This is a genomic window from Micromonospora sp. ATLC16, assembly GCF_057196645.1.
In genome coordinates this window covers 1-25,846 of record NZ_JBXUOW010000026.1, presented here as the reverse complement: position 1 = coordinate 25,846, position 25,846 = coordinate 1, and the positions used below count along the sequence as shown (strand labels likewise).

At 70.0% G+C, this 25,846-nt stretch carries 19 protein-coding genes, 1 pseudogene and 1 riboswitch; of the genes and pseudogenes, 17 read left to right on the top strand and 3 right to left on the bottom strand.

What is annotated here, in order from left to right:
- Window positions 1–44: 44 nt before the first annotated feature.
- The 12 genes and pseudogenes from secY to truA all read left to right on the top strand — a co-directional run bounded on the left by secY (window position 45) and on the right by truA (window position 8,812).
- Window positions 45–1,367, top strand: coding sequence for a preprotein translocase subunit SecY (secY, locus tag AC2CHE_RS13455; RefSeq protein WP_484505247.1), 1,323 nt, complete (start codon window positions 45–47; stop codon window positions 1,365–1,367).
- Window positions 1,368–2,021, top strand: a complete 654-nt coding sequence (locus AC2CHE_RS13450; RefSeq protein WP_484505246.1) for an adenylate kinase — start codon at window positions 1,368–1,370, stop codon at window positions 2,019–2,021. It begins immediately after the preceding gene.
- Window positions 2,022–2,109: 88 nt separating this feature from the next.
- On the top strand, window positions 2,110–2,961 hold the full coding sequence (map, locus tag AC2CHE_RS13445; protein WP_484505245.1) for a type I methionyl aminopeptidase: 852 nt from the start codon (window positions 2,110–2,112) through the stop codon (window positions 2,959–2,961).
- 104 nt (window positions 2,962–3,065) lie between these two features.
- Window positions 3,066–3,537, top strand: a pseudogene (locus AC2CHE_RS13440) (DUF1707 SHOCT-like domain-containing protein); the annotation flags it as partial.
- A gap of 453 nt (window positions 3,538–3,990) precedes the next feature.
- Window positions 3,991–4,212: a translation initiation factor IF-1 gene (gene infA / locus AC2CHE_RS13435; protein ID WP_007073013.1), complete on the top strand. Its 222-nt coding sequence runs from the start codon at window positions 3,991–3,993 to the stop codon at window positions 4,210–4,212.
- A 91-nt stretch (window positions 4,213–4,303) separates the two neighbouring features.
- Window positions 4,304–4,417, top strand: a complete 114-nt coding sequence (gene rpmJ / locus AC2CHE_RS13430) for a 50S ribosomal protein L36 (protein WP_012184307.1) — start codon at window positions 4,304–4,306, stop codon at window positions 4,415–4,417.
- A gap of 212 nt (window positions 4,418–4,629) precedes the next feature.
- Window positions 4,630–5,010, top strand: a complete 381-nt coding sequence (gene rpsM, locus AC2CHE_RS13425; protein ID WP_484505244.1) for a 30S ribosomal protein S13 — start codon at window positions 4,630–4,632, stop codon at window positions 5,008–5,010.
- Between the two features lie 118 nt (window positions 5,011–5,128).
- On the top strand, window positions 5,129–5,536 hold the full coding sequence (gene rpsK / locus AC2CHE_RS13420) for a 30S ribosomal protein S11 (RefSeq protein ID WP_013288613.1): 408 nt from the start codon (window positions 5,129–5,131) through the stop codon (window positions 5,534–5,536).
- Between the two features lie 13 nt (window positions 5,537–5,549).
- Window positions 5,550–6,176 carry a 30S ribosomal protein S4 gene (gene rpsD, locus AC2CHE_RS13415; RefSeq protein WP_484505243.1) on the top strand — a complete coding sequence of 209 codons (627 nt, stop codon included), beginning with the start codon at window positions 5,550–5,552 and terminating at the stop codon, window positions 6,174–6,176.
- 96 nt (window positions 6,177–6,272) lie between these two features.
- Window positions 6,273–7,295: a DNA-directed RNA polymerase subunit alpha gene (locus AC2CHE_RS13410; RefSeq protein WP_484505242.1), complete on the top strand. Its 1,023-nt coding sequence runs from the start codon at window positions 6,273–6,275 to the stop codon at window positions 7,293–7,295.
- 34 nt (window positions 7,296–7,329) lie between these two features.
- Window positions 7,330–7,890 (top strand): 50S ribosomal protein L17, encoded by a 561-nt coding sequence (gene rplQ / locus AC2CHE_RS13405; RefSeq protein WP_484505241.1) that lies wholly within the window; start codon window positions 7,330–7,332, stop codon window positions 7,888–7,890.
- A 91-nt stretch (window positions 7,891–7,981) separates the two neighbouring features.
- Complete coding sequence (gene truA, locus AC2CHE_RS13400) at window positions 7,982–8,812, top strand: tRNA pseudouridine(38-40) synthase TruA (RefSeq protein WP_484505240.1); 831 nt, start codon at window positions 7,982–7,984, stop codon at window positions 8,810–8,812.
- A 34-nt stretch (window positions 8,813–8,846) separates the two neighbouring features.
- Here the strand turns inward: truA and AC2CHE_RS13395 are convergent, their stop codons facing one another.
- Window positions 8,847–9,950, bottom strand: coding sequence for a hypothetical protein (locus AC2CHE_RS13395; protein WP_484505239.1), 1,104 nt, complete (start codon window positions 9,948–9,950; stop codon window positions 8,847–8,849).
- A gap of 124 nt (window positions 9,951–10,074) precedes the next feature.
- On the opposite strand from AC2CHE_RS13395, the gene AC2CHE_RS13390 reads away from it, so the two are divergent.
- The 3 genes from AC2CHE_RS13390 (at window position 10,075) to AC2CHE_RS13380 (ending at window position 13,429) form a co-directional block, all read left to right on the top strand.
- Window positions 10,075–10,683 carry a class I SAM-dependent methyltransferase gene (locus AC2CHE_RS13390; RefSeq protein ID WP_484505238.1) on the top strand — a complete coding sequence of 203 codons (609 nt, stop codon included), beginning with the start codon at window positions 10,075–10,077 and terminating at the stop codon, window positions 10,681–10,683.
- Window positions 10,684–10,730: 47 nt separating this feature from the next.
- Window positions 10,731–12,410, top strand: coding sequence for an ABC-F family ATP-binding cassette domain-containing protein (locus AC2CHE_RS13385; protein WP_484505237.1), 1,680 nt, complete (start codon window positions 10,731–10,733; stop codon window positions 12,408–12,410).
- 68 nt (window positions 12,411–12,478) lie between these two features.
- Complete coding sequence (locus AC2CHE_RS13380; RefSeq protein WP_484505284.1) at window positions 12,479–13,429, top strand: aldo/keto reductase; 951 nt, start codon at window positions 12,479–12,481, stop codon at window positions 13,427–13,429.
- Between the two features lie 125 nt (window positions 13,430–13,554).
- Here AC2CHE_RS13380 and AC2CHE_RS13375 read toward each other — a convergent pair whose 3' ends face one another.
- Both AC2CHE_RS13375 and AC2CHE_RS13370 read right to left on the bottom strand, forming a co-directional pair.
- Window positions 13,555–19,356, bottom strand: a complete 5,802-nt coding sequence (locus tag AC2CHE_RS13375) for a ThuA domain-containing protein (RefSeq protein WP_484505236.1) — start codon at window positions 19,354–19,356, stop codon at window positions 13,555–13,557.
- Between the two features lie 289 nt (window positions 19,357–19,645).
- Window positions 19,646–24,322, bottom strand: coding sequence for a ThuA domain-containing protein (locus tag AC2CHE_RS13370; RefSeq protein WP_484505235.1), 4,677 nt, complete (start codon window positions 24,320–24,322; stop codon window positions 19,646–19,648).
- Between the two features lie 328 nt (window positions 24,323–24,650).
- Window positions 24,651–24,760, top strand: a riboswitch (TPP riboswitch).
- Between AC2CHE_RS13370 and AC2CHE_RS13365 the strand changes: the two genes are divergently transcribed.
- Together AC2CHE_RS13365 and AC2CHE_RS13360 are read left to right on the top strand one after the other, a co-directional pair.
- A complete protein-coding gene (locus AC2CHE_RS13365; protein ID WP_484505234.1) occupies window positions 24,755–25,381 on the top strand; it encodes a thiamine phosphate synthase in 627 nt (208 codons plus the stop codon). It overlaps the preceding riboswitch by 6 nt.
- A partial coding sequence (locus AC2CHE_RS13360; protein WP_484505233.1) for an FAD-dependent oxidoreductase occupies window positions 25,375–25,846 on the top strand: 472 nt, incomplete at its 3' end. The genes AC2CHE_RS13365 and AC2CHE_RS13360, both read left to right, overlap by 7 nt.

The following is a 25,846-nucleotide window of genomic DNA, read 5'->3' as shown; positions in this document are numbered from 1 at the left end:
CCGCCAGGGACGACCGGCGGCCCGCCGCGCGCAGGAGGAAGAAGTTGCTGTCCGCCTTTCTCAGTGCGTTCCGTACGCCTGACCTGCGCAAGAAGCTGCTGTTCACAGTCGGCATCATCGCGATCTACCGGCTCGGCGCCACGGTGCCCAGCCCGGGCGTCTCGTACGGCAACGTGCAGAAGTGCCTGGAATCCGTCGAGGGATCCACCGGCGTCCTGAACCTGCTCGACCTCTTCTCCGGCGGCGCGCTGCTGCAGCTGTCGATCTTCGCGCTGGGCATCATGCCCTACATCACCGCGTCGATCATCCTGCAGCTGCTGACGGTGGTCATCCCCCGGCTGGAGCAGCTCCGTAAGGAGGGCCAGGCCGGCCAGGCGAAGATCACCCAGTACACCCGCTACCTGACGCTGGGGCTGGGTGTCCTGCAGGCCTCGGCGTTCGTGGCGCTGGCCCGCTCCGGGCAGCTGTTCAACAACCAGTGCAACGAGGAGATCATCCCGACCGGCACCGGCATCCCGGACTGGCTGACCCTGTCCATCCTGGTGATGACGATGACCGCCGGCACCGGCATGGTCATGTGGCTCGGTGAGCTGATCACCGACCGCGGCGTCGGCAACGGCATGTCCGTCCTGATCTTCACCTCGATCGCGGCCCGGCTCCCCAGCGAGGGCTGGCGGATCAAGGAGAGCCAGGGCTGGTGGAAGTTCCTGCTCGTCATCGCCCTGGTGCTGGTGGTCATCACCGCGGTCACCTTCATCGAGCAGGCGCAGCGCCGCATCCCGGTGCAGTACGCCAAGCGCATGATCGGCCGGCGGATGTACGGCGGCACCTCGACCTACATCCCGTTGAAGGTCAACCAGGCGGGTGTGATCCCGGTCATCTTCGGTTCGTCGCTGCTCTACCTGCCGCAGCTGGCGTTGCAGTTCTTCGACCAGAACGACCCGGGCAAGACCCAGGCGTGGATCCAGAACAACCTGGTCGACCCGACCAGCCCGATCTACATCGTGGTCTACTTCCTGCTGATCATCTTCTTCACGTACTTCTACGTCTCGATCACGTTCAACCCGACCGAGGTCGCGGACAACATGAAGAAGTACGGCGGCTTCGTGCCGGGCATCCGCCCCGGCAAGCCGACCGCCGACTACCTGGACTTCATCCTCAGCCGCATCACCCTGCCGGGTGCGCTGTATCTCGCGATCATCTCGATCCTGCCGAACTTCTTCTTCATCTGGCTCGACCGGCAGCAGTACCTCAACTTCCCGTTCGGTGGTACCGCTGTGCTGATCATGGTCGGCGTCGCTCTGGAGACGAGCAAGCAGATCGAGAGTCAACTGATGCAGCGGAACTACGAAGGGTTCCTGCGGTAGATGAGACTGGTTCTGGTTGGCCCGCCGGGTGCGGGCAAGGGCACACAGGCGGAGTTCATCGCCGCGCACCTGTCCGTGCCGAAGATCTCGACCGGCGACATCTTCCGGGCCAACGTGTCGCAGGGCACCCCGCTCGGCGTCGAGGCCAAGCGATACATGGACGCCGGCAAGCTCGTTCCGGACGAGGTCACCATCGACATGGTGCGGGACCGGCTCGCCGAGCCGGACGCCGCAGAGGGCTTCCTGCTCGACGGTTTTCCGCGTACCACCCCGCAGGCAGCCGCGCTGGACAAGCTCCTCGCCGATCTCGGGACCGCGCTGGACATCGTGCTCGAACTGGTCGTCGACGACGACGAGGTGATCCGGCGGCTCTCCGGCCGGCGCACCTGCCGGGGCTGCGGCAAGATCTGGCACGTCGAGTTCGATTCGACCAGCCGGGAAGGCATCTGCGACAGGTGCGGCGCGGAGCTGTTCCAGCGGGACGACGACAAGCCGGAGACGATCGCCGCCCGACTGCGGGAGTACGCCGAGAAGACCGCGCCGCTGGTGGACTACTACGGTGCGCAGGGCAAGCTGGTCGGCATCGACGCCACCGGCCCGGTGGAGGACGTCACGGTCCGCGCCATCGACGCTCTTCGCTCGTACGGGGGCTGAGGTCGCCCGGCTGCCAGCCGGATAGAGTGCTGACAGCGGGGTACGCCGGTCGTACCCCGCTGTCTGGGTAACGAAAGGTAGCGCCTCCATGCGTCGTCCCCAGCTGGACATCCAGCTGAAGACCCCTGAGCAGATCGAGAAGATGCGTGCCGCCGGCCTCGTGGTCGCGGAGGCGCTTCGCCGGATGCGGGAGGCGGTGGCTCCCGGCGTGAGCACCGCCGACCTGGATGCGATCGCGGAGACGACGATTCGTGCCGCGGGCGCGGTTCCGTCGTTCAAGGGCTACCACGGCTTCCCGGCGTCGATCTGTTCCTCGGTGAACGAGCAGATCGTGCACGCCATCCCGTCGCCGAAACAGGTGCTCGTCGAGGGTGACCTGATCTCGATCGACTGTGGTGCGGTGCTCGACGGGTGGCACGGCGACGCGGCGATCACGGTCGGCGTGGGCGAGGTCGATCCGGCGCTGCTGCGGATGGCCGAGGTCGCCGAGGACGCGATGTGGGCCGGGATCGCCGCGGCCGCTCGCGGCGCCGCCAGCGGCAAGGGCCGGCTGACCGACATCTCGTACGCGGTGGAACGTGCGGTGCGCAAGGCGGGGCGCTACGGCATCGTCGACGGTTACGGCGGCCACGGCATCGGTACCGAGATGCATCAGGACCCGCACGTGCTCAACCACGGACGGCCGGGCAAGGGGCCCCGGCTGGTCCCGGGGCTGGCGCTGGCCATCGAGCCGATGATCACCATGGGTTCCCCGCGTACGGCGGAACTCGCCGACGGCTGGACCGTCGTCACCCGCGACGGCTCGCGTGCCGCGCATGTCGAGCACAGCATGGCCCTGCTGCCTGACGGCGTGTGGGTGTTGACCGCGCACGACGGCGGCCGGGCCCGCCTGGGCGACCTGGTCACCGCTCGCCAGCCGAGCGCCACGCCGGCCGGCTGACGGTCGGCGAGCCCGGCGCAGCTGCCGGACCGGCCCGGTAAGGCCGCCAGGGGCCGCGCTGGCATCGCGGTGGCATGCTTGCCGGCATGGACGAGCGGGACGCTATGCGGGCAGCGGACGCCGACCGGCAGGCCGTCGCCGAACGCCTCCGGGTCGCTCTCGACGAGGGCCGGCTCGACCTGTACGAGTACGACGAGCGGTTGCAGCGGGCCTATGCCGCCCGTACGTACGCCGAACTCGATGCTCTCGTCAGCGACCTGCCGACGCCCAATGGCGGGGTGCCGCCGACGTTTCGGCAGCCGAGCGTCCCGGTGCCGGCCGAGGCCGGCCGCCGGCTCACCGCACGCTGGCTGAGCGAGGTATGGGAACCATGGCTGAAGGTGGTCGGGATCGTGGTGGCGGTCTGGGCCTTCAGCTCGCTGGCGGCCGGTGAGGCGCTCTACTTCTGGCCGGGCTGGGTCGCGGGCCCGTGGGGTGCGGTGCTGCTGGTGCGTACCGTCACCGGGCTGACCAGCGGTGAGCCGGCGCGCCAGGCAGCCGAGCGGGAGCGCCGCCGGCAGCTAAGAGCCGAGAAGCGGGCGCTCAAGCGTGAGCGTAAGGCCGTCGGCCAGCAGCAGCCCAGCATCGCTGGCGCTCCCGGTGCCGGCGCGGCGGCTGACGGTGTCACCAAAGCCCCACCGGTGGCCGAGAGCGACCGCACGGAAGGCGGGCGGCCGACCGGTGACCACGGCACCCGCGACGCCGCCAGGGCCCCGGTGAGTGAGCCGAGGCGGTGGCCCGACCGGGACGATGTGGGCTGAACGTCCCGTTTCCTGGATATGATCGAACTCAGGTGGCAGGTCGGTTTGGCGACGGCGTGCAGGCGGGCGTACACTTTCTGATCGGCGCACAGCGTCCACTCCGTCATGCCCACCAGCGCTTCGGTGGGACGCGGAGCCGCGGCTGGCGCGGGAAGCCTGATCTTGGTCAAGCACCCGTGTAAGACGTTGTGGGCCGTCCGGAGCAACCGACGTCAGGACAGCGGAGGACATGCCGAAAAAAGACGGAGCCATCGAGATCGAAGGTCGGGTCATCGAGCCCCTGCCGAACGCTATGTTCCGGGTGGAGCTCGCCAACGGCCACAAGGTGCTGGCTCACATCAGCGGCAAGATGCGGCAGCACTACATCCGCATCCTGCCGGAGGACCGGGTCGTCGTCGAGCTTTCGCCGTACGACCTGACCCGCGGGCGCATCGTCTACCGCTACAAGTAAGCCTGACGGCGGCCGGGAAACGTCCCGTGTCCGTCTTCGACGTCCGGTGTCGCGCCTCGTGGTGCCGGGCCAGATGGGAAGTAAGGCAACCGTGAAGGTCAAGCCGAGCGTCAAGAGGATCTGCAACAAGTGCCGGGTGATCCGCCGGCACGGTCGGGTCATGGTCATCTGCACCGACCCGCGCCACAAGCAGCGCCAGGGCTGAACCAGCCCACACATCACATGCTCGTTCCAGCCGCGAGCGGTGCGCAGTGCGTACGCAATCGTGGTTGACCCCCGGTCGAAGGCCGGGGCCCGCTCGGGCAGCGACCGATCCCGGTCGCCGGCGCCATCGGTGTCGGAAGGACAGGGACGGCCGGTAGCGGGGTGGGACGGGCCCACACCTTCGCCAGCACACCACGAGGAGTACGCCCGCACATGGCACGTCTAGTCGGCGTCGACCTTCCCCGCGAGAAGCGGATGGAGATCGCGCTCACCTACATCTTCGGCGTGGGCCGCACCCGCGCCCTGGAGACGCTCAGCGCCACCGGCATCTCGCCGGACAAGCGCGTCCGGGACCTCACGGACGAGGAGCTGGTCCAGCTCCGCAACCACCTCGAGGCCAACTACAAGGTTGAAGGCGACCTGCGCCGCGAGGTCGCCGCTGACATCCGCCGCAAGGTCGAGATCGGCTGCTACGCCGGCATCCGGCACCGCCGGGGCCTGCCCGTGCGTGGCCAGCGGACCAAGACCAACGCGCGGACCCGCAAGGGCCCGAAGCGGACTGTCGCCGGCAAGAAGAAGCCCGGCAAGAAGTAGTTTCTTTAACCGGAATTCTGGTCGTTCTCCGTCGAGGTAGGCCGGACTCCTACCGGAACCGGTGTCTACGAAATCAACGGGGCGAGAAGCCAGAACCCATTCAGGAGCGCACAGACTTATGCCACCGAAGGCTCGTGCCGGAGCCGCTGTCAAGAAGGTCCGGCGCAAGGAACGTAAAAACGTCGCCCACGGGCAGGCGCACATCAAGAGCACCTTCAACAACACCATCGTCTCGATCACCGATCCGACTGGTGCCGTCATCTCCTGGGCCTCGTCCGGCCAGGTGGGCTTCAAGGGCTCCCGCAAGTCGACTCCGTTCGCCGCGCAGCTGGCCGCCGAGGCCGCCGCGCGTCGGGCCATGGAGCACGGCATGCGCAAGGTCGACGTGTTCGTCAAGGGCCCCGGCTCCGGCCGGGAGACCGCCATCCGTTCGCTACAGGCCGTGGGCCTTGAGGTCGGGCAGATCTCCGACGTCACCCCGCAGCCGCACAACGGGTGCCGTCCGCCGAAGCGTCGTCGGGTCTGAGAGGTAGAGAGAGATGGCTCGTTACACCGGTGCCGACTGCCGCCGTTGCCGGCGGGAGAAGATGAAGCTGTTCCTCAAGGGCAGCAAGTGCGATGGTCCGAAGTGCCCGTTCGAGTCCCGGCCGTTCCCGCCCGGGCAGCACGGCCGCGGCCGCACGAAGGAGACGGAGTACCTGCTCCAGCTCCGTGAGAAGCAGAAGGCCCGCCGCGTCTACGGCGTGCTGGAGAAGCAGTTCCGCGGCTACTACGAGGAAGCCGTGAGCAAGAAGGCCAAGACGGGCGAGGTGCTGCTGCAGATCCTCGAGTCGCGGCTGGACAACGTGGTCTACCGGGCCGGCTACGCCAAGTCCCGGGACATGTCCCGTCAGCTGGTCAAGCACGGTCACTTCACGGTGAACGGCAAGAAGGTCGACATCCCGTCGTACCGCATCAAGGAGCACGACATCATCGAGGTCCGGGGCAAGAGCAAGGAGCTCACCCCGTTCATCGTGGCCCAGGCCGAGGCCGGCTCCAAGACCGTTCCGGCGTGGCTGGAGGCGATCCCCAGCCAGATGAAGATCCTGGTGCACTCGCTCCCGGCCCGACAGGTGATCGACACCCAGGTCCAGGAGCAGCTGATCGTCGAGCTCTACTCCAAGTAAGAGCTCGTTGCGGTGGCCCGCCCGGCAGGGCGGGCCACCGGAACAGTTTGTGTCGTGGGCGTCATATGGCGGGCGCCCCGGAAGAGAAGAGAAGACATGCTCATCAGTCAGCGACCGAGCCTCTCCGAGGAGTCGATCAACGAGACCCGGTCCCGGTTCACCATCGAGCCGCTGGAGCCGGGCTTCGGCTACACCCTGGGTAACTCGCTGCGGCGTACGCTGCTGTCGTCCATCCCGGGCGCGGCCGTCACCTCGATCAAGATCGACGGTGTGCTGCACGAGTTCACCACGATCCCCGGGGTCAAGGAGGACGTGGTCGAGCTCGTCATGAACATCAAGGAGCTCTGCGTCAGCTCCGAGCACGACGAGCCGGTCAGCATGTACCTGCGTAAGCAGGGCCCGGGCGACGTGACCGCCGGCGACATCCAGCCGCCGGCCGGTGTCTCGGTGCACAACCCGGACCTGAAGCTGGCCACCCTCAACGGCAAGGGCCGGCTCGACATGGAGCTGACTGTCGAGCGGGGGCGTGGCTACGTCACGGCGGCGCAGAACAAGCAGGCGGGCGCGGAGATCGGCCGGATCCCGGTCGACTCGATCTACTCCCCGGTGCTCAAGGTGACCTACCGCGTCGAGGCGACCCGCGTCGAGCAGCGGACGGACTTCGACCGGTTGATCATCGATGTCGAGTCCAAGCCGTCCATGGGGCCCCGTACCGCACTGGCCTCGGCCGGTTCGACGCTGGTGGAGCTGTTCGGGCTGGCCCGTGAGCTGGACGAGACCGCCGAGGGCATCGACATCGGCCCGTCCCCGCAGGACGCACAGCTGGCGGCGGACCTGGCCCTGCCGATCGAGGAGCTGGACCTGACCGTCCGCTCCTACAACTGCCTCAAGCGCGAGGGCATCAACGCCGTTGGTGAGCTCATCGGGCGTACCGAGGCCGACCTCCTCGACATAAGGAACTTCGGTCAGAAGTCGATCGACGAGGTCAAGATGAAGCTCGCCGGGATGGGTCTCGGGCTGAAGGACTCGGCTCCGAACTTCGACCCGGCGCACGTCGTGGACGCCTTCGGCGAGGCCGATTACGACACCGACGACTACCGCGAGACCGAGCAGCTCTAGTCCGCGCTGCCGCCACACCTGAGGAGCACCAAGCATGCCCACGCCCACCAAGGGCCCCCGCCTCGGCGGCAGCCCCGCGCACGAGCGGCTGATGCTGGCCAACCTGGCCACCGCGCTGTTCCAGCACGGCAAGATCCAGACCACCGAGACCAAGGCCCGGCGGCTGCGTCCGCTCGCCGAGCAGCTGATCACCAAGGCCAAGCGGGGCGACCTCGCGTCGCGCCGCCGGGTGCTGACCGTGGTCAAGGACAAGGACGTGGTCTACGCCCTGTTCGACCAGATCGCGCCGCGGTACGCCAACCGCAGCGGCGGCTACACCCGGATCGTGAAGACCGGTCCGCGTAAGGGTGACGCAGCGCCGATGGCGATCATCGAGCTGGTCGAGGAGCTTCAGGTCGCCGAGCCGAAGGCGAACCGGAAGACCGCCGGGCGCAAGGCCGCCCAGCAGGACAAGGTCGAGGCGCTGGCACCGGCCGACGAGGCTCCCGTGTCGCAGCCGGCCGACCAGGACGCCGAGCCGCCGCAGTCGGCCTCCGGTGACACCGCCGCTGCCCGCGAGGACAGCGACCTGGCCACCGAGGAAGGCAAGGTCTGACCAAGGCCGGTGAGACAGGCCCTGAGGCCGTTGTCGGGCCCGGCATCCCCACCACGGGGGTGCCGGGCCCGATTCGTCGAGGAGGTACCACGTGGACGAGCGCATCCGGCTGCGGCTGGACGTCGCGTACGACGGCACCGCCTTCTCCGGCTGGGCCGCCCAGCCGCAGCGGCGCACGGTCGCGGGGGTGCTGGTCGATGCGCTGGACCTGGTGCTCGGCACCGGCGTCGCGACCGGTTTGACCGTCGCCGGTCGCACCGACGCGGGAGTGCATGCCAGCGGGCAGGTCTGCCACCTGGACCTGCCCGGCGACGTCTGGCGGGCGCACGAGGGGCGGCTGCTGCGCCGGCTGGCCCGGCTGCTCCCGACCGATGTGCGGGTGCGGGCGATGGGTGCGGTGCCGGCGAGCTTCGACGCCCGCTTCTCGGCGACCTTCCGCCGCTACGAGTACCGGGTGACCGACGCGCCGTGGGGGTGCGAGCCGCTGCGCCGACACGAGATCCTGGCCTGGCCCCGGGCACTCGACCTGGACCTGCTCAGCACCGCGGCGGCCGGGCTGGTCGGGGAGCACGACTTCGCCGCGTACTGCCGGCGCAAGGAGAACGCCACCACGCTGCGGGAGGTGACCAGACTGGACTGGCGGCGCGACGTCGACGGGATCCTGGTCGCCACCGTGCAGGCCGACGCGTTCTGTCAGGCGATGGTGCGCAGCCTGGTCGGCGCCATGCTGGTCGCCGGAGATGGCCGCCGACCGGTGCGCTGGCCGGCCGACCTGCTGGCCCGTCGGGAACGGGCCAGCGAGGTGACCGTGGCACCGGCGCACGGGCTGACCCTGGTGGCGGTCGGCTACCCGGACGATCCCGCCGAGTACGCGCGCCGGTCCGAGGCGACCCGACGGCTACGGGTACCCGCCGTGAGCTGAGCCGCCGGCCGCGCCTCCCGTCGTCGACGGTAGGTCAGTCCTCGGTGGACTCGTCCTGGCTGCCGGTGTCGTCGGTGGGTTCCTCGGTCGGCTGACTCGCCGTTCCGCCTTTGGCGCGCCGCTCCAGCACGCTCTGGTTGAGGTGCTGTTCGAGCATGTCGAAGAGGATCTCGCGGACTCCGGTGTCACCGGAGCGGATGGTGGCGCCGTCGGTGCGGGCGACCACCGCATAGGCGATGTAGTGGCCGCGTACCTGCCAGCCGACCCGCGCCGGTGCGGTGGCGACGACCTCCGTGTCATCTCCCGCTGACATGCCGCGGAAGCGGCCCTGCCGCTCGTCGAGCAGCTGGCGGATCCGGTCCCGGGCCCGCTCGGCGCTGGACCGGTCGGTGAGGTTGAACAGTCCCGTGGTGACCAGGTGGTCGCCGTCCGGTGCGCGGAGGGTGGCCCGGACGACCTGGTTGCAGCCGAGCCGGACCAGCAGCTCCGAGACCTCCCCGGTGACGGCCACCGTGCAACTGGCGCTGGACTGGGTGCGGAGCACCTCGTAGCCGTCTTCGCCGTCGCCGACGGTCAGCGTGCTGGCGGGGAATACCTCGCGGGCGGTGAGCGGCGCCTGGTCGGTGTCCCGGGAGTCGAGGTCGTTGGCCTCGGCGGGCGCCGTGCCACGGGTGGTGTCCGGTGCGGCGCTTGGTCCGGCCTGCTGACCGATCAGGGTCCGACCGTCCAGCAGCGTGGCGGCGGTGAGCCCGCAGAGGGCGAGCAGCACCAGTGCGGCGGCACCGCCGACCAGCACCCGCCACACGCGACCGCTTCCTCGGCGGGGCGGCGGCGCGACGGTCGTCGTGCCCGGCTCCGGCGGTGCCGCCGCCACGCCGTCGGGCGTCGGTTCCTCGGGCGTGGGCGGCACCAGGTCGTACCGTGGTGCCAGTTCCTGCTGCGTGGCGGCAAGCGCCCCCGCTGGCGGTGCCGATGACGGCAGCATGATCTGGTTCGGGCGGGCCAGCGACGGGGTGGGGAAGCGCGACGGGGACGGCCCGGCCGGGGGCGGCGGGCCGGGCTGGGGCGAACTGCCCTCGGTCTCGTCGTCCCGGTACGGGACGTATGCGTCCTCATCGGAGTCGTACCGATACACCATGTCGTCGAGAGTAGGGATTTTTATCCCTTTAGTGGGCATTTTGCCGAAACGTGGTTGATGAACGTGTCGGGGTCACCGGGGCCGTACCTTCGGCCCGACCCACGCTCGGTGCGAGAATGCCGGCGTGACCGGGGACCACTACTTCACCGCCGAGCCGAACGCGCCCGCCCAGGCGCGCGAGGTGCAGTTCACCCTCGCCGGCCGCGACTTCACCCTGGCCTCGGCGTCCGGGGTCTTCTCCGCCAGCCGCCTCGATCCGGGCACGGCAGTGTTGCTGCGCAAGGCCGAGCTGCCCGACGCCGCGACCGCCGGTGCGGCGCTGCTCGATCTCGGCTGCGGGTTCGGCCCGATCGCCTGCGTGCTCGCCACCGTCGCGCCGACGGCGACGACCTGGGCGGTCGATGTCAACGAGCGGGCCCGGGGTCTGGCGGCCGAGAACGCCGCCCGGCTCGGGCTGTCCGACCGGGTACGGGTGAGCGCACCCGAGGAGGTGCCCGTCGACCTGCGCTTCGCCCAGATCTGGTCCAACCCGCCGATCCGGATCGGCAAGGACGAGCTGCACCAGATGCTGTTGCGCTGGCTGCCCCGGCTCGCTCCGGACGGGATCGCCTGGCTCGTGGTGGCCCGCCATCTCGGCGGTGACTCGTTGCAGCGCTGGCTGGTCGAGCAGGGTTGGCAGGTGACTCGGCACGCCAGTCAGAAGGGGTTCCGGGTGTTGCGCGTCACCCACTGACCGGGTAATCGGTTGGCCCGCCGGGCCGGCTCAGGCAGGATGCCCGCGTGGGATACGTGGACGTGGCGGCGGTCGGGCATGTCCTGCCCGACGGGCGGGAACTCTTCGCCGAGGTGTCGTTCCGGGTCGGCGAGGGCGCCAAGGTGGCGCTCGTCGGGCCGAACGGTGCGGGCAAGACGACGTTGCTGCGGATGGTCGCCGGTGACCTGCCGGTACGGACCGGTGCGATCGCGCGCACCGGTGGGCTGGGCGTCATGCGCCAGTTCATCGGCATGATCGGTGACGAGTCGACGCTGGCCGACCTGGCCCTGTCACTCGCGCCACCGCCGCTGCGCGACGCCGGAAGCCGGCTGGCCGAGACCGAGGCGGCCATGCGCGAGACCGAGCTGCGCGGCAAGTACAGCACCGCCGCCGGCAAGGCCCAGCTGGCGTACGCCGACGCGTTGGCGGCCTGGGGCGAGACCGGCGGGTACGACGCCGAGGTGCTCTTCGACACCGTCGCCATCATCGTCCTCGACCTGCCCTGGGAAGCCGCCCGGCAGCGGCCGGTCCGGACTCTCTCCGGCGGGCAGCAGAAACGCTTCGCGCTGGAGTTGCTGCTGCGCGGCCCCGACGAGGTGCTGCTGCTCGACGAACCGGACAACTTCCTCGACGTGCCGGGCAAACGCTGGCTGGAGGCGCGGCTGCGGGAGTCGGCCAAGTCGGTGCTCTACGTGTCGCACGACCGGGAGCTGCTGGCGCACACCGCCGACCGGGTGGTAACGGTGGAGGGCGGCAGCGCCTGGGTGCATCCCGGCGGGTTCGCCAGCTGGCACGCGGCGCGGGTGGCCCGCCACGCCCGCCTCGACGAGCAGCGCAAACGGTGGGACGAGGAGCGCCAGAAGCTGCGCGAGCTGGTGCTGATGTACAAGCAGAAGGCCGCGTACAACGACGGGATGGCCTCGCGTTACCAGGCGGCGCAGACCCGGTTGCGCAAGTTCGAGGAGGCCGGGCCACCGCCCGTACCACCGAAGGAGCAGGACATCCGGATGCGGCTGGCCGGCGGGCGGACCGGCAAGCGGGCGCTGATCTGCGAGCAGCTGGAGCTGGACGGCCTGACCTACCCCTTCGACCTGGAGTTGTGGTACGGCGACCGCCTCGCGGTGCTGGGCGCCAACGGCACCGGCAAGTCCCACTTCCTGCGCCTGCTGGCCCGGGGCGGCACGGACCCCGACCCGGCGAACGGACCGGTCGCCGACATGGCGGCGCTCGCGCCGGTGGCGCACGACGGGGTGGCGCGGCTCGGTGCACGGGTGCGTCCCGGTCATTTCTCGCAGACCCATGACCGGCCCGAGCTGATGACGCGGACGCTCGTGGAGATCCTCTGGCGGGGCGACGAACACCGGGCCGGCATGGACCGGCACACGGCGATGGCGGCGCTGTCCCGGTACGAGCTGGCGGGACAGGGTGACCAGCGCTTCGGCACCCTGTCCGGCGGGCAGCAGGCACGTTTCCTGGTGCTGCTGCTGGAGCTGTCCGGCGCGACCATGCTGCTGCTCGACGAGCCCACCGACAACCTGGACCTGGCCTCGGCCGAGGCGTTGGAGGCCGGACTGACCGCGTTCTCCGGCACGGTGGTGGCGGTCACCCACGATCGCTGGTTCACCCGCACCTTCGACCGGTTCCTGCTGTTCCGGGGCGACGGCGAGGTGGTCGAGACCGACGAGCCGGTCTGGGACGTGGCCTGAGCGGTCTGGTCTCGCGGCCGACCCTGCGACCACCCGACGGGGCGACATATGGTGATCTCGTGAGTGAGATGAATTATCGCCGGTTGGGCGACTCCGGGCTCGTGGTGTCCGTCGTGGGGATCGGCTGCAACAACTTCGGCCGCAAACTCGATCCGGACGGCACGCGGGCGGTGGTCGACGCGGCCCTCGACGCCGGGATCAACTTCTTCGACACCGCCGACATCTACGGTGAGCCGCACGGCGCGTCGGAGGCGCAGCTCGGCGCGGCGCTCAAGGGCCGCCGGGACGACGTGGTGCTGGCGACCAAGTTCGGCATGTCGATGGCCGGCAGCAACGGGCGGGACTTCGGGGTACGCGGCTCGCGGCGGTACGTGATCCGGGCGGTCGAGGCGTCGCTGCGTCGGCTGGACACCGACCACATCGACCTGTACCAGTTCCACGAGCCGGACCCGGGCACCCCTATCGACGAGACGCTGTCCGCGCTGGACGACCTGGTCCGCGCCGGCAAGGTGCGGTATCTCGGCAACTCCAACTTCGCCGGCTGGCAGATCGCCGACGCCGACTGGACGGCGCAGACCCGGGGCTTCACCCGGTTCGTCAGCGCGCAAAACCACTACAGCCTGCTCGACCGGGACGCCGAGATCGAGGTGCTGCCGGCCTGTGACCGGTTCGGGTTGGGCATGCTGCCTTTCTTCCCGTTGGCCAACGGGCTGCTCACCGGCAAGTACAAGCGGGGTGAGGCACCGCCTGCCGGCAGTCGGCTGGCCGGTGGCGGCCGGTACGCCCAGCGGCTCGCCGCCGCCGACTGGGACACCATCGAGGGCATCGAGGCGTACGCCGCGGAACGGGACGTGTCGATGCTGCACGTGGCCATCGGTGGGTTGGCCGCTCAGCCGGCGGTCACCTCGGTGATCGCTGGCGCCACCACGCCGGAGCAGGTGCGCGCCAACGCCGAGGCCGGCGCCTGGCAGCCCACCGAGGACGACCTCAAGGCGCTCCGCGCGGTCCTCGACCGCTGACCCGTGCCGTGCCCCTTGCGTCGACATGAAGTTGGCGGCGTCCTCTTCAGAACGCCGCCAACTTGATGATCAACAGGGTCGGGTGAAGGGGCCCCGCCCGGACGGTGCCGGACGGGGCCCTGGACTCACAGTTTGCGGCCGGGAGCCAGCCGCGTGGGGTCACCGCCGAGGCGGCCGGCACCCTTGACGGACTCGCCGTCGTTGGCCCGTACGCCCGTCTTGCTGGCCGTGCCGCCGAGCCGGACGATCATGGCATCGGCGTCCCGGATCAGCACGTCCCGGATCTCCGCCTCGCCAACCAGCTCAGCGTCGCCGGCCAACGTCCGGAACGCGGTGAGCTGGTTGATCGCCCGTCGGTCGTTGCCTTCCGCCTCCGCCGTACGGGCGTTGGAGAGCCGCTTCGACAACTGGTTGTACGCCTTGTTGGAGAGCCGCCCCGTCGCCTTGAACCGGTCCAGCAGGTTCTGCATGTCCCGGAACGAGGTGGTGACGAAGAAGCGGACCGTCGTGGTGGTGGCGTTATCCGCCTTGTCGGTCGCCGTGACGGTCAGCTCGTGCAGCCCCAGTGGCAGCTCGTACATCGCCTGGAGCGTGCCGCTGACGTAGGGACGGTCGTCGAGTTTGCCGACCACTGTCGCGATGCCCGAGGTCGGGTCGACCGCCTGCCAGGACACCCGGACGTCCTGGCTGTCCCCGTAGAGCTGGCCGTCGGCGATGCCGGAGACCAGCAGGGTGGGCTTGGTGCCGTCGATGCGTACCACCGCCGCCTTCAGCGTCTCGGCGTTGCCGGCGGTGTCGGTGGCCCGGTAGAGCAACTCGTGGTCCCCGTCGCCACTGATCTCGACCGGCTCGGTGTACGGCGTCCAGTCGCCGCCGTCCAGCGACCACTCCAGCAGCGCCACCCCGGAACCGGCATCGGTCGAGGTGAGCACCACCGGGACGGCGCCGTCGTGCCAGCCCGCGTCGTTCGCCGGGGCGAACGTCGCGGTGCTGACCGGCGCGGTGGCGTCGATCCGGACGGTGACCGCCTTCGTCTCCTCCACGTTGCCGGCCTCGTCGGCGGAGCGGAACCGCAGCTCGTGCTCGCCGTCGCCGGCCACCGGCACCGGTCCGGTGTAGGCGGTCCAGTCGGTGGCGTCGTCGAGCTGGTACTCGGTGCGCGCCACCCCGCTGCCACCGTCCTCGTCGGCGGCGGTCAGGGTGACCGTCGCCGGGCCGGTGAGCCACCCCTCGACCGGGGTGCCGGACACCTCTGCCGTGGTGACCGGCGCGGTCTCGTCGTCAGATCCGGCGTCGGTGGAGAGCCGGAAGTAGTCGAACGACGCCGCCTTCGAGGCGGTCTGGTTGGCGCCGAGGGTGAACAGGCCCACCTTCGGTGTCGCACCGACCGCGGCGTTGGTCAGCTCGGTCAGCGCGGTCCAGGTGGTGCCGTCCGCCGAGTACGACGCGGTGAAGGTGTCACCGCTGCGGGCCAACCGCAGATGCCACACCGACTCGGTGAGGCTCTCCGCGCCGGGCTGCGGATTCTGCACCACGCCGTCGATCTCGCTGCGGAACTCGATCCGCCGCGTGACCGTCTGTCCGGCCTGGTTGTCCACGACGTAGTCGAACTTCAGGTAGTTGTCGTCGTCGGCGTGCACGATCAGGCCGGCCTGCTGGTACTGCTCGTCCAGCAGACTGCCGTCCACCTTGGTCTCCAACGTCCAGTCGCCGCTCGGCGCGTTCTGCAGGATGAAGTTCGTCGGCCCGGTGTTGTCCGTGCCGTAGATGTCACCGTTGGGCACGTCGATCCGCAGCGACCCGTCGCTGATCTGGTAGGCGGTCGGGTCCTCCCGGACGATCGCGTTCCATCGGCACTTGTCCAGCGCGTCACCGGTGAACTCGTCCGACGGGTCGACCGGGCCGGGCGGCTCGTCCGGCGTCACCTGGAACCAGTCGAAGGCCGCCTCGACCACGGGTGCGTCGGTGCCCCCGTTGAGCGCGAACAGACCGATCCGCGGGTTCCCGATGCCCTCCAGCGCGGCGGAGCGACCGACCGGGGTGAACGTCTGACCGTCGGCCGAGAGCGCGGCGGTCAGGCTGGTGCCGTCGCTGCGAACCCGCAGGTAGACGGTGTCACCCGCCGGTGCGTCGGTGCTGTCGTCACCCTCGTTGCGCGGGGTGCCGGCGGTCTCGCGGATGAACTCCACCCGCCGGCTGTCGTTGTAGAGCAGGTCCAGCTTGGCGTAGTTGTCGTCGTCGCCGTAGACCAGCAGACCGGCCTGCTGGTAGTTGGCGGTCACCGGCAGGGTGACCTTGGTGGTGACCTGCCAGGCGCCCGACGGTGCCGGCTGGAGCACCAGGTTGGTGGCGTCGTTACGGCTGCCGTACAGGTCACCGGCGCCGGTGGGTAGCCGCAGGGCGTCGTCGGAGACGGCCAGGAGTTGGTTCTCCCGCACCACCTCCCACCGGTCCCGGTCCAGGCTGTCGCCGCTGAAGTCGTCGGACCGGGTGCCGAAGCAGGATGTGTTCGGCGCGTCGATCCGCACCGGCACGGTCGCGTACGACCGGGCGCCACGGCTGTCGGTCACCGTCAGGGTGGCGGTGAAGTTGCCGGGTGCGGTGTACGTGTGCTCGGCCTGGAGCGTGTCCGCCGTGCCGCCGTCACCGAATTCCCACTCGTACGTCAGCGGGGTGTCGCCCTCGGGATCGGTGGCGGTGCCGCCGAACGCGATGGTGACCGGCGCGGTGCCGGTGGCCGGCGTGGCGGTCGCGGTGACCGCCGGCGGCGCGTTGTCGGTGACGCCCTTACCGACGAAGTCCGCCCAGTTGACGTTGAACAGCGACCCCTCGCCGCCCGCCGGGTCCTGGGCGACGAAGTACAGCGAACCGCTCGCCGCACCGGTCACCGGTGCGGTCACGTCGGTGTAGGTCTGCCAGTCGCCGGTGCCCGGCACGGTCGCCGAGGCGACCACCGGTCCGTCGACCGCGCCGGCGCGGACCTCGATCACGCCGCCGCTGGTCGCCGACGAGACCCGGAACCGAATCTCGTCGATCTCGGTCAGGTCGGCCGGTACCACCGACCACCAGTCACCGTCCTCGATGGCGCCGATGTTCTGGCCGCCGCCGGCGGAGTCGCCGGTGGTCTCGCGCATCACGCCGGGGTCACCGCCACCGGTGCCGTCCTCGGTCCGGCCGGTCGCGGTGAAGTACTCGGCCTGCTTGCGCTTGGGCTGGAGAATCTCGATCGCCCGGCCGGTCAGCGGGCCGGCCCCACCGGAGCCGCCCTGGTCGGTGTAGGTCGCCTCGAAGACGGTGAAGACGTTCGCCTCCTCGCCGTGACCGGCGGCGAGCTGGGTCTGCACCGTGCCGGTGCAGCCGGTGTGCTGCTCCAGCGGGTGGGCGTGCTCGTCGTGGCCGAGCAGGACCTGGAGTTGGACGTCGTCACAGTCGATCGTCCCGTCCTCCGGGTCGGTGACGGTGATCGTGTACTTGACCTGGTCACCCCAGTCGAAGAAGCCACCGTCCGGCGGGAACTCGATGGTCACGGTCGGCGCGGTGTTGCCCACCGTGATCGGCACGTTCGCCACCGCCGTACGACCCTTGGGGTTGGTGACGGTGAGCTGGGCGGTGTAGTTCCCCGGCTCGGCGTACGTGTGGGTGGGGTTGGCCTCGGTGGAGGTGCCGCCGTCGCCGAACGTCCAGGCGTAGGTGAGCGTGCCCCCGTCGGGGTCGCGGGAGCCGGCGCTGGAGAAGACCACCTCCAGCGGGGCCTGCCCGGAGGTGGGCTCGGCGTTGGCCACCGCGATCGGTGCCCGGTCACCGGCGATGTAGTCGATCCGGTAGACGCCGGAGTTGTCGTTGTTGCCGCCGAAGCCGCTGCCCCACTCGATCAGGTACATCGCGCCGTCCGGACCGAACTCGAAGTCCATCGGGCGGATGAAGGACATCCCGGTGAGCAACTGGTTGATGTCGATCAGCTCGGTGCCGTCGGCGGAGACCTGCATCGTGTACATCTTCGACTGGTTCCACTCGCCGAGCAGCGCCTTGCCGTCGTAGTAAGCCGGCCACTTGCGGACCGAGTCGAGGTCGGCGTCGTACCGGTAGACCGGGCCGCCCATCGGCGCGCCGCCGCCACCGATCTCCGGGTAGCGCGGGTCACCGCCGTAGCCGTAGTCGACGGTGGCCGGAATGGCCGGCGGGAGGTTGGTCAGGCCGGTGTTGTTCGGCGAGTTGTTCACCACGGCGGCGCAGTCGAACTTTGGCCCGCTCGGGCCGGAGGGGAACTGGTAGTCGTTGTACGCCTCGTTGGTGCCCGTGCAGTACGGCCAGCCGTAGTTGCCCGGCTCGGCGACGATGTTCCACTCCACCAGCCCCTCGGGGCCCCGGTCGGGGTTGTCCGACGCGGCGTCCGGGCCGTAGTCGGCGACGTAGAGGGTGTCGGTGGCCGGGTCGATGCCGATCCGGAACGGGTTACGGAAGCCCATCGCGTAGATCTCGGGCCGGGTCTTCGCCGTGCCCGGCGGGAAGAGGTTGCCCTCCGGGATGGTGTACGTCCCGTCGTCCTCCGGGTGGATCCGGATCACCTTGCCGCGCAGGTCGTTGGTGTTGCCGGCGGTACGCTGCGCGTCGTAGTCGGCGCGTCCGGGCCGCTCGTCGATCGGCGTGTACGCGTCCGAGGAGAACGGGTTGGTGTTGTCCCCGGTGGCCAGGTAGAGGTTGCCGGCGGAGTCGAACGTCATGGTGCCGCCGGCGTGGCAGCAGGTGTTGCGTTGGGTGTCGACCTGGAGCACGACCTCCTCGGTGGCCGCGTCGATCGAGTCACCGCTGACGGTGAACCGGGAGAGCACGTTGCGCGTCACCCCGTCGTTCGGCGCATAGTAGAGGTAGACCCAGTTGTTGGTGGCGAAGTCCGGGTCGAGCCGGATGCCGATCAGGCCGTCCTCGTTGCCGGTGAAGACGTCGAGGTCGATCGCGGTGACCGTGTTGCCGGTGTCCGGCTTGACGATCTGCACCCGACCGTCGCGTTCGATGTAGAAGACCCGCCCGTCGGGGGCGATGTCCAGCTCCATCGGGTTGCTGGTGTTGCTGTCCAGCGTCACCTTCTCGAAGCTGGCGGTCAGCGACGCACCGCAGTCGGCATCCTGGATCCCGGCCGCGGTGCGGATGCCGCCGAGCAGGTGGGTGCGGAACTCCGGTTCGGCGTACGACTCGTGGGTGTGGCCGCCGCCGGTGTACCAGGCCCGGCCGCCGTCGTAGTCCTGGCACCAGGCGATGGGGTGGTCGTGTCCCATCGCGCCGGAGCCGGGGTTGTAGCTGGTCTCGTCGAGGGTGGCCAGCACGTGCACCGAACCGCGCGGGTTGGTGCGGTAGTTGTACCACTCGTCGAAGCGGGACCAGCGTCCCGGCAGGTGGGCGGTGGAGGGGTGAGCCGGGTCCTCCACCTTGACCGTGGCCTGCTGGTTGGCCGGGTGGCTGTTGAAGTACGCGCCCACCAGCTCCCCGTACCAGGCCCAGCTGTACTCGGTGTCGGAGGCGGCGTGGATGCCGGCGTAGCCGCCACCGGCCTGGATGTAGCGCTCGAACGCCGCCTGCTGGTCGGCGGTCAGCACGTCTCCGGTGGTGGAGAGCCAGATGACGGCTCGGTACTGTGCCAGGTTGGCATCGGTGAACGCGCCGCCGTCCTCAGTGGTGTCGACGGTGAAACCGTGCTCCACGCCGAGTTCCTGGATGGCGGCGATGCCGGTCGGGATGGAGTCGTGGCGGAAGCCGGCGGTCTTGGAGAAGACCAGCACCGAGAATGTCTCGGCGGCGGCCTCCGGAACGGCCTGGGCGACGGGGGCCGGCGCGGCCTGGGCGGCAGGGGCCGCCAGGAGCATGGTCGCGGCGAGGCCGAGGGAGAGGATCGCGGCGGTCAGGGGTGCACGGGCAAGGGGTGTTCGGGGCACTCCGGTCTCCTTTGTCCTTGCTGGACAGGGGGCACGGGGTCGGCCCGCCGAAGACCGTCCCGGGTGGTGCCGGTCCGACCCCGTTGCCGAAGGGGGCCGTCCCAGCATTTATGTCGAGTCGCTGAACAAATTAATTCCGTTGAAACGATTAATGGCAAGACTTCGATGGATAACGTTTCGATAAACGCAAGTGACATTCCCGTACAGCCCGCCCAAACCACCACGGCTGCCGGCCCGCACCTCGGGCAGAGGTACGGGCCGGCAGTCGTGGGTCGGCGAGCCAGTCCAGCTACCCGGGCGTGAGTCGGAAGTAGTCGAACGCGGCCGTCTTCGAGGCGGTCTGGTTGGCGCCGAGAGTGAACAGGCCCACCCTCGGGGTCGCACCGACCGCAGTGCTCGTCAACGTCTGCAGGGTCGTCCAACTCGTGCCGTCGGCCGAGTACGCGGCGGAGAAGGTGTTTCCGCTGCGTGCCAGCCGCAGGTGCCAGATGCCCTGGGTCAGGCCGGTCGCCTGGGGCTGCGTACTCTGCACCGCCCCGGCGACCTCGCTGCGGAACTCGATCCGTCGCGAGACCGCCTGACCGGCCGCGTTGTCCGTCAGGTAGTCGAACTTCAGGTAGTTGTCGTCGTCGGCGTACACCAGCAGGCCCGCCTGCTGGTACTGCTCGTCGAACAGGCTGCCGTCGACCCGGGTCTGCATCGTCCAGTTCCCGGCCGGGCTGTTCTGGAGGATGAAGTTCGTCGGCCCGGTGTTGCCGGTGCCGTAGATGTCACCGTTCGGCACGTCGATGCGCAGCGCGCCGTCGGTCACCCGGTAGTGGGTCGAGTCCTCCCGTACGACGGCGTTCCACCGGCACTTCTCCAGGCTGTCGCCGGTGAACTCGTCGGACGGCGTGACGGTGCCCGTGGTGGCGTCCGGGGTGATCCGGATCCAGTCGAACTGGGCGTTCACCACCTCCGCCGTGGTGCCACCGTTGAGGGCGAAGAGGCCGATCCGGGGGTTGCTGATCCCGGCCAGCGTGGCGGACCGGCCGACCGCGGTGAAGGTCTGCCCGTCGGTCGAGTAGGCGGCGGTCAGGTTCGTCCCGTCGCTCGTCAGTCGCAGGTGGATGGTGTCACCGGTGGGAGCCGCGGTGGAGTCCGTGCTCTCGTTGCGCGGCGTCCCGGCGCTTTCCCTGACGAACTCCACCCGGCGGCCGCCACCGTAGAGCAGGTCCAGCTTGGCGTAGTTGTCGTCGTCGCCGTAGACGACCAGACCGGCCTGCTGGTAGTCGGCCCGGACCGGCACGGTGACCCGGGTGGTCGCCTGCCAGGCCCCGCTGGGTGCGGGCTGGAGCACCAGGTTGGTGGCGTCGTTGCGGGTGCCGTACAGGTCACCCGCCGAGGTGGGCAACCGCAGCGAACCGTCGGAGAGGGAGTACGACTCGTTCCCGCGCACCACGCTGGTCCATCGCTGGCGGTCCAACGAGGTGCCGGTGAACTCGTCGGACCGTTGCGGTCCGGGCTCCGCCTGGCAGGGGTTGCCCGCCCCGTCGACCCGGATCGGCACGCTTGCCTGCCCCCGCGCGCCCCGGCTGTCGGTGACCGTCAGGGTGGCGGTGTAGCTGCCCGGCGTGGTGTACGTGTGGGTGGCGTTGAGCGTGTTCGCGGTCGCATCGTCGCCGAAGTCCCAGGCGTACGTCAGGGGGGTGTCCCCGTCCGGGTCGGTCGCCGTACCGGTGAAGGTCACGGCCAGCGGCGCGGTCCCGCTGGTCGGGGTGGCCGAGGCGGTGACCGCAGGCGGGGCGTTGCCGCTCACTCCGGGGCCGACGAAGTCCAACCAGTTGACATTGAACAGGGTGCCGGAGCCGCCGCTCGGATCCCGGGCGACGAAGTACAACGCACCCTCCGCGGCGGCGCCGTTGGGTATCTGCGCCGTGACGTCGGTGTACGTCTGCCACCCTCCGGTGCCGGTCACGGTGGCGGTGGTGATCAGCGGCCCGTCCGCGGCCCCGGCGCGTACCTCGATGCGGCCACCGGAGGTTGCCGAGGCGACCCGGAACCGAATCGAGGTGAGGCCGGTCAGACTGGCCGGACTCACCGACCACCAGTCGCCGTCCTCGATGAATCCGATGTTCTGCCCACCGCCGGCCGTGTCACCGGTGGTCTCCCGCTCCACTCCGGCGGTGCCGCCCCCGGTGGCGCCTGCCACCCGCCCGGTGGCGGAGTAGTACTCGGCCTGCGTGTGTTTCGGCTGAAGGACCACAAGCGCCCGGCCGGTCTGCGGCTCGGCCCCGTCGGACCCGCCCTTGTCGGTGTAGGTCGCCTCCAGCACGGTGAAGACGTTCGCCTCCTCGCCGTGACCGTCGGCGAGCTGGGTCTGCACCGTGCCGGTGCAGCCCGTGTGCCGCTCCAGCGGGTGGGCGTGCTCGTCGTGGCCGAGCAGGACCTGGAGTTCGACGTCGTCGCAGTCGATCGTCCCGTCCTCCGGGTCGGTGACCTTGATGGTGTAGGCGACCTGGTCACCCCAGTCGAAGAAGCCACCGTCCGGCGGGAACTCGATGGTGACGGTCGGTGCGGTGTTGCCGACGGTGATCGGCACGTTCGCCACCGCGCTCCGTCCCGCCGGGTTGGTCACCCGGAGCTGCGCCGTGTAGCTGCCGGACTCGGTGTACGTGTGGGTCGGGTTGGCCTGGGTGGAGGTGCCGCCGTCGCCGAACGTCCAGGCGTAGGTGAGTGCTCCGCCGTCGGGGTCGCGTGAGCCGGCGCTGGAGAAGGTGACGGCGAGCGGTGGCGCTCCGGTGGTGGGGTTCGCCGAGGCGACCGCGATCGGGGCGCGGGCACCGGCGGTGTAGTCGATCCGGTAGACGCCGGAGTTGTCGTTGTCGCCGCCGAAGCCGCTGCCCCACTCGATCAGGTACAGCGCGCCGTCGGGGCCGAACTCGAAGTCCATCGGCCGGACGAAGGTCATCTGGTCGAGGATCCGGTTGATGTCGACGAGGGACTTGCCGTCCCGGCTGACCTGCATGGTGTACATCCGCGACTGGTTCCACTCGCCGAACATGGCCTTGCCGTCGAAGTACGCCGGCCACTGGCGGCGGGACGAGATCGACGGGTCGTACCGGTAGACCGGTCCGGCCATGGGCGCGCCGCCGCCGCCGATCTCCGGGTACCGGGAGTCACCGTTGTAGCCGTAGTCGACGGTGGCCGGGATGGCCGCTGGCAGGTTGGTCAGGCCGGTGTTGTTCGGCGAGTTGTTCACCGGCGCGGCGCAGTTGAACTTCGATCCGCTCGGGCCGGACGGGAACTGGTAGTCGTTGTACGCCTGGTTCGACCCGTGGCAGTACGGCCAGCCGAAGTTGCCGGGCCGGTCGACGATGTTCCACTCCACCAGGCCCGCCGGGCCCCGGTTCGGGTTGGTGGTGGTGGCATCCGGGCCGTAGTCGGCGACGTAGAGCACGTCGGTGACCGGGTCGATGCCCACCCGGAACGGGTTGCGCAGGCCCATCGCGTAGATCTCCGGCCGGGTCCGCGCGGTGCCCGGGGCGAAGAGGTTGCCGGCCGGGATGGTGTACGTGCCGTCGGCCTGCGGCCGGATCCGGAGCACCTTTCCGCGCAGGTCGTTGGTGTTCGCGGCGGTGCGCTGGGAATCGTAGTCCGACCGGCCGGAGCGCTCGTCCAGCGGGCTGTAGCCACCGGACTCGAAGGGGTTGGTGTTGTCCCCGGTGGCCAGGTACAGGTTGCCGGCCGAGTCGAAGACCATCGTCCCGCCCATGTGGCAGCAGGTGTTGCGCTGCGTGGGCACCTCCAGGACGACCCGCTCGCTCGACGGGGCGATCGTGTCCCCGGTGACGGTGAACCGGGACAGGTGGTTGCGGGAGCCGCCCGCGCTCGGGGCGTAGTAGAGCCAGACCCACCCGTTGCTGGCGAAGTCGGGGTCGAGTCGGATGCCCAGCAGGCCGTCCTCGTTGCCGGCGAAGACGCTCAGCCGCAGCGCGGTGACCGTCTGGCCGGTGTCCGGCTTGATGATCTGCACCCGACCGTCGCGTTCGATGTAGAAGACCCGGCCGTCGGGGGCGATGTCCAGCTCCATCGGGTTGCTGGTGTTGCTGTCCAGCGTCACCTTCTCGAAGTTGGCGGCCCGGCCGGCGCCGCAGTCGGCGTGCACCGCCCCGGCCGCGGTCTGGATACCACCGAGCAGGTGTTGCCGGAACTCGGCGTTGGTGAAGGACTCCTGGGTGTGCCCGCCACCGGTGTACCAGGACCGGCCGCCGTCGAAGTTCTGGCACCAGGCGATCGGGTGGTCGTGCCCCATCGCCCCGCTGCCCGGGCTGTAGCTGCGCTCGTCGAGCGAGGCCAGCACCTGCACCTGACGGGCGCGGGGGTTGGTACGGAAGTTGTACCACTCGTCGTATCGGGACCACCGGTCCGGCAGGTGCCGGGTCGACTCGTGGGTGGTGTCCTCGACCTTCACCGTGGCCGTCTGGTTGGCCGGGTGGTTGTTGAAGTAGGCGCCGACCAGTTGGCCGTACCAGGCCCAGTCGTACTCGGTGTCGGATGCGGCGTGCACGCCGACGTATCCGCCACCCGCGCGGATGTAGCGCTCGAAGGCCGCCTGCTGGCTGGCGTTGAGGACGTCACCGGTGGTCGACAACCAGATGACCGCCTGAAACCTGGCGAGGTTGGTGTCGGTGAAGGCGGCGCCGTCCTCGGTGGTGGTGACGGTGAACCCGTTCGCCGTGCCGAGTTGCTGGATCGCGCTGATGCCGGCCGGGATGGAGTCGTGGCGGAATCCGGCGGTCTTGGAGAAGACCAGGACGGAGTACGGCTCCGCCTCCGCCGCGGCGACCGGATCGGTGGGGCGGGCGGCCTGGGCGGCGGCGGTGCCGGCGATCGGGGCCGGTGCGGCGGCCAGGATGAGTACAAGGGCGAGTAGCGCCACGGTCAATGCGGCGAGCGGGGCTCGCCGCCGACTGGGTCGGGGCACGAAGATCTCCTCTGTCCGTGGGACGGTTCGGAGTGGCGGCGGTGGTCACTCCGCGTCGGTCCGAGCGCCCATACCTGACGAGCGAGGTCTGGGTGGCGACAAGCCGATCCGATCACTTAATTTGCGTTAGTGAATCTAGGTTCGAGCAAGGTGAAACCTTGTAACGTTTTGGTAACGAGCAATCTTGTATTGGTGTGAGTCGCTACATATCGGTGTCTTCTTCTGGTCGCCGTGCTGCTGCGAGTCGGCATGACCGGGCAGCCCGCGCCCCCTGCCGGCGGCGCAGGACGGGCTTGGCGGAGCCGGCGAAACGACGTACGGTGACACCCAACGAACCCACGGGAGCCCGGTGTACCGGGCTGAGAGGGGGGCTGTGAGCCCCCGACCGTCGAACCTGATCCGGGTAATGCCGGCGCAGGGAGGAGTGTTGCCGTGCCGTCCCTGGGGCGACTGCATCTGATCACCGACACCCGACCCGGGCGGGATCCGCTCGCCGTGCTCCGGGCCGTGCTCCCGGCGGCCCACAAGCAACTGGTGGTGCAGGTCCGCGTCGAGGACAGCGCCACCGACCGGCAGGCGTACGAGCTGACCCGGCAGGTGTTGGCCCTGGTCACGCCGTACGGGGTGCCCTGCCTGGTCAACGACCGACTGCACGTGGCCTTGGCCACCGGCGCCGCCGGTGGTCACGTAGGTACCGACGACCTGCCCGTGGCGGCGGCCCGGGAGGTGCTCGGCCCGACGGCGGTGCTGGGCGCCACCGCGCGGGAACCGGCAACCGCGCTCGCCGCGGTCACCGCCGGAGCTAGCTACCTGGGCGTGGGACCGTGCCGCGCCACCGCCACCAAGGACGGGCTGCCACCGCCGATCGGCGCGGCCGGTGTTCGGGCGGTGGCCGAGTCGGTCGAGGTACCGGTGATCGCCATCGGTGGGGTGACGGCGGCGGACGTGCCCGAGTTGCGGGCCGCTGGCGCGTACGGGGTGGCGGTGGTCGGTGCGCTCTCCGGCGCCACCGATCCCGCCCGCGTCGCCGCCGAGCTGGTTCGGACGCTGACATGTTGACCGGGTGCCCCGCCACCGGCGATGTGGCGCCGCAGCACCGGCCCGACGTGGCAGTCGTGGGGGGCGGGCCGATCGGGTGGGCGGTCGCCTGGCGGTGCGCGGCGCGCGGATTGCGGGTGGTCGTGCACGATCCGGCGCCCGGGTCGGGTGCCTCGCATGTGGCCGCCGGCATGCTGGCACCGGTCGCCGAGGCGTACTTCGGCGAGCGGGAGCTGACCGCCCTGCTTACCGAGTCGGCCGGCCGCTGGCCCGGGTTCGCCGCCGAACTGACCGAGGTGACCGGCACCGACATCGGCTACCGGACCGAGGGCACCCTGATGGTCGGGCTGACCGCCGACGACCTCGCCGAGGCGCGTCGGCTCTGGGCGTACCAGCAGGAATTGGGGTTGCCGGTGACGCCGCTGCGCCCGTCGCCGCTGCGCGAGCGCGAGCCGGCGCTGGCGCCCCGGGTGCGCGGCGGCGCGC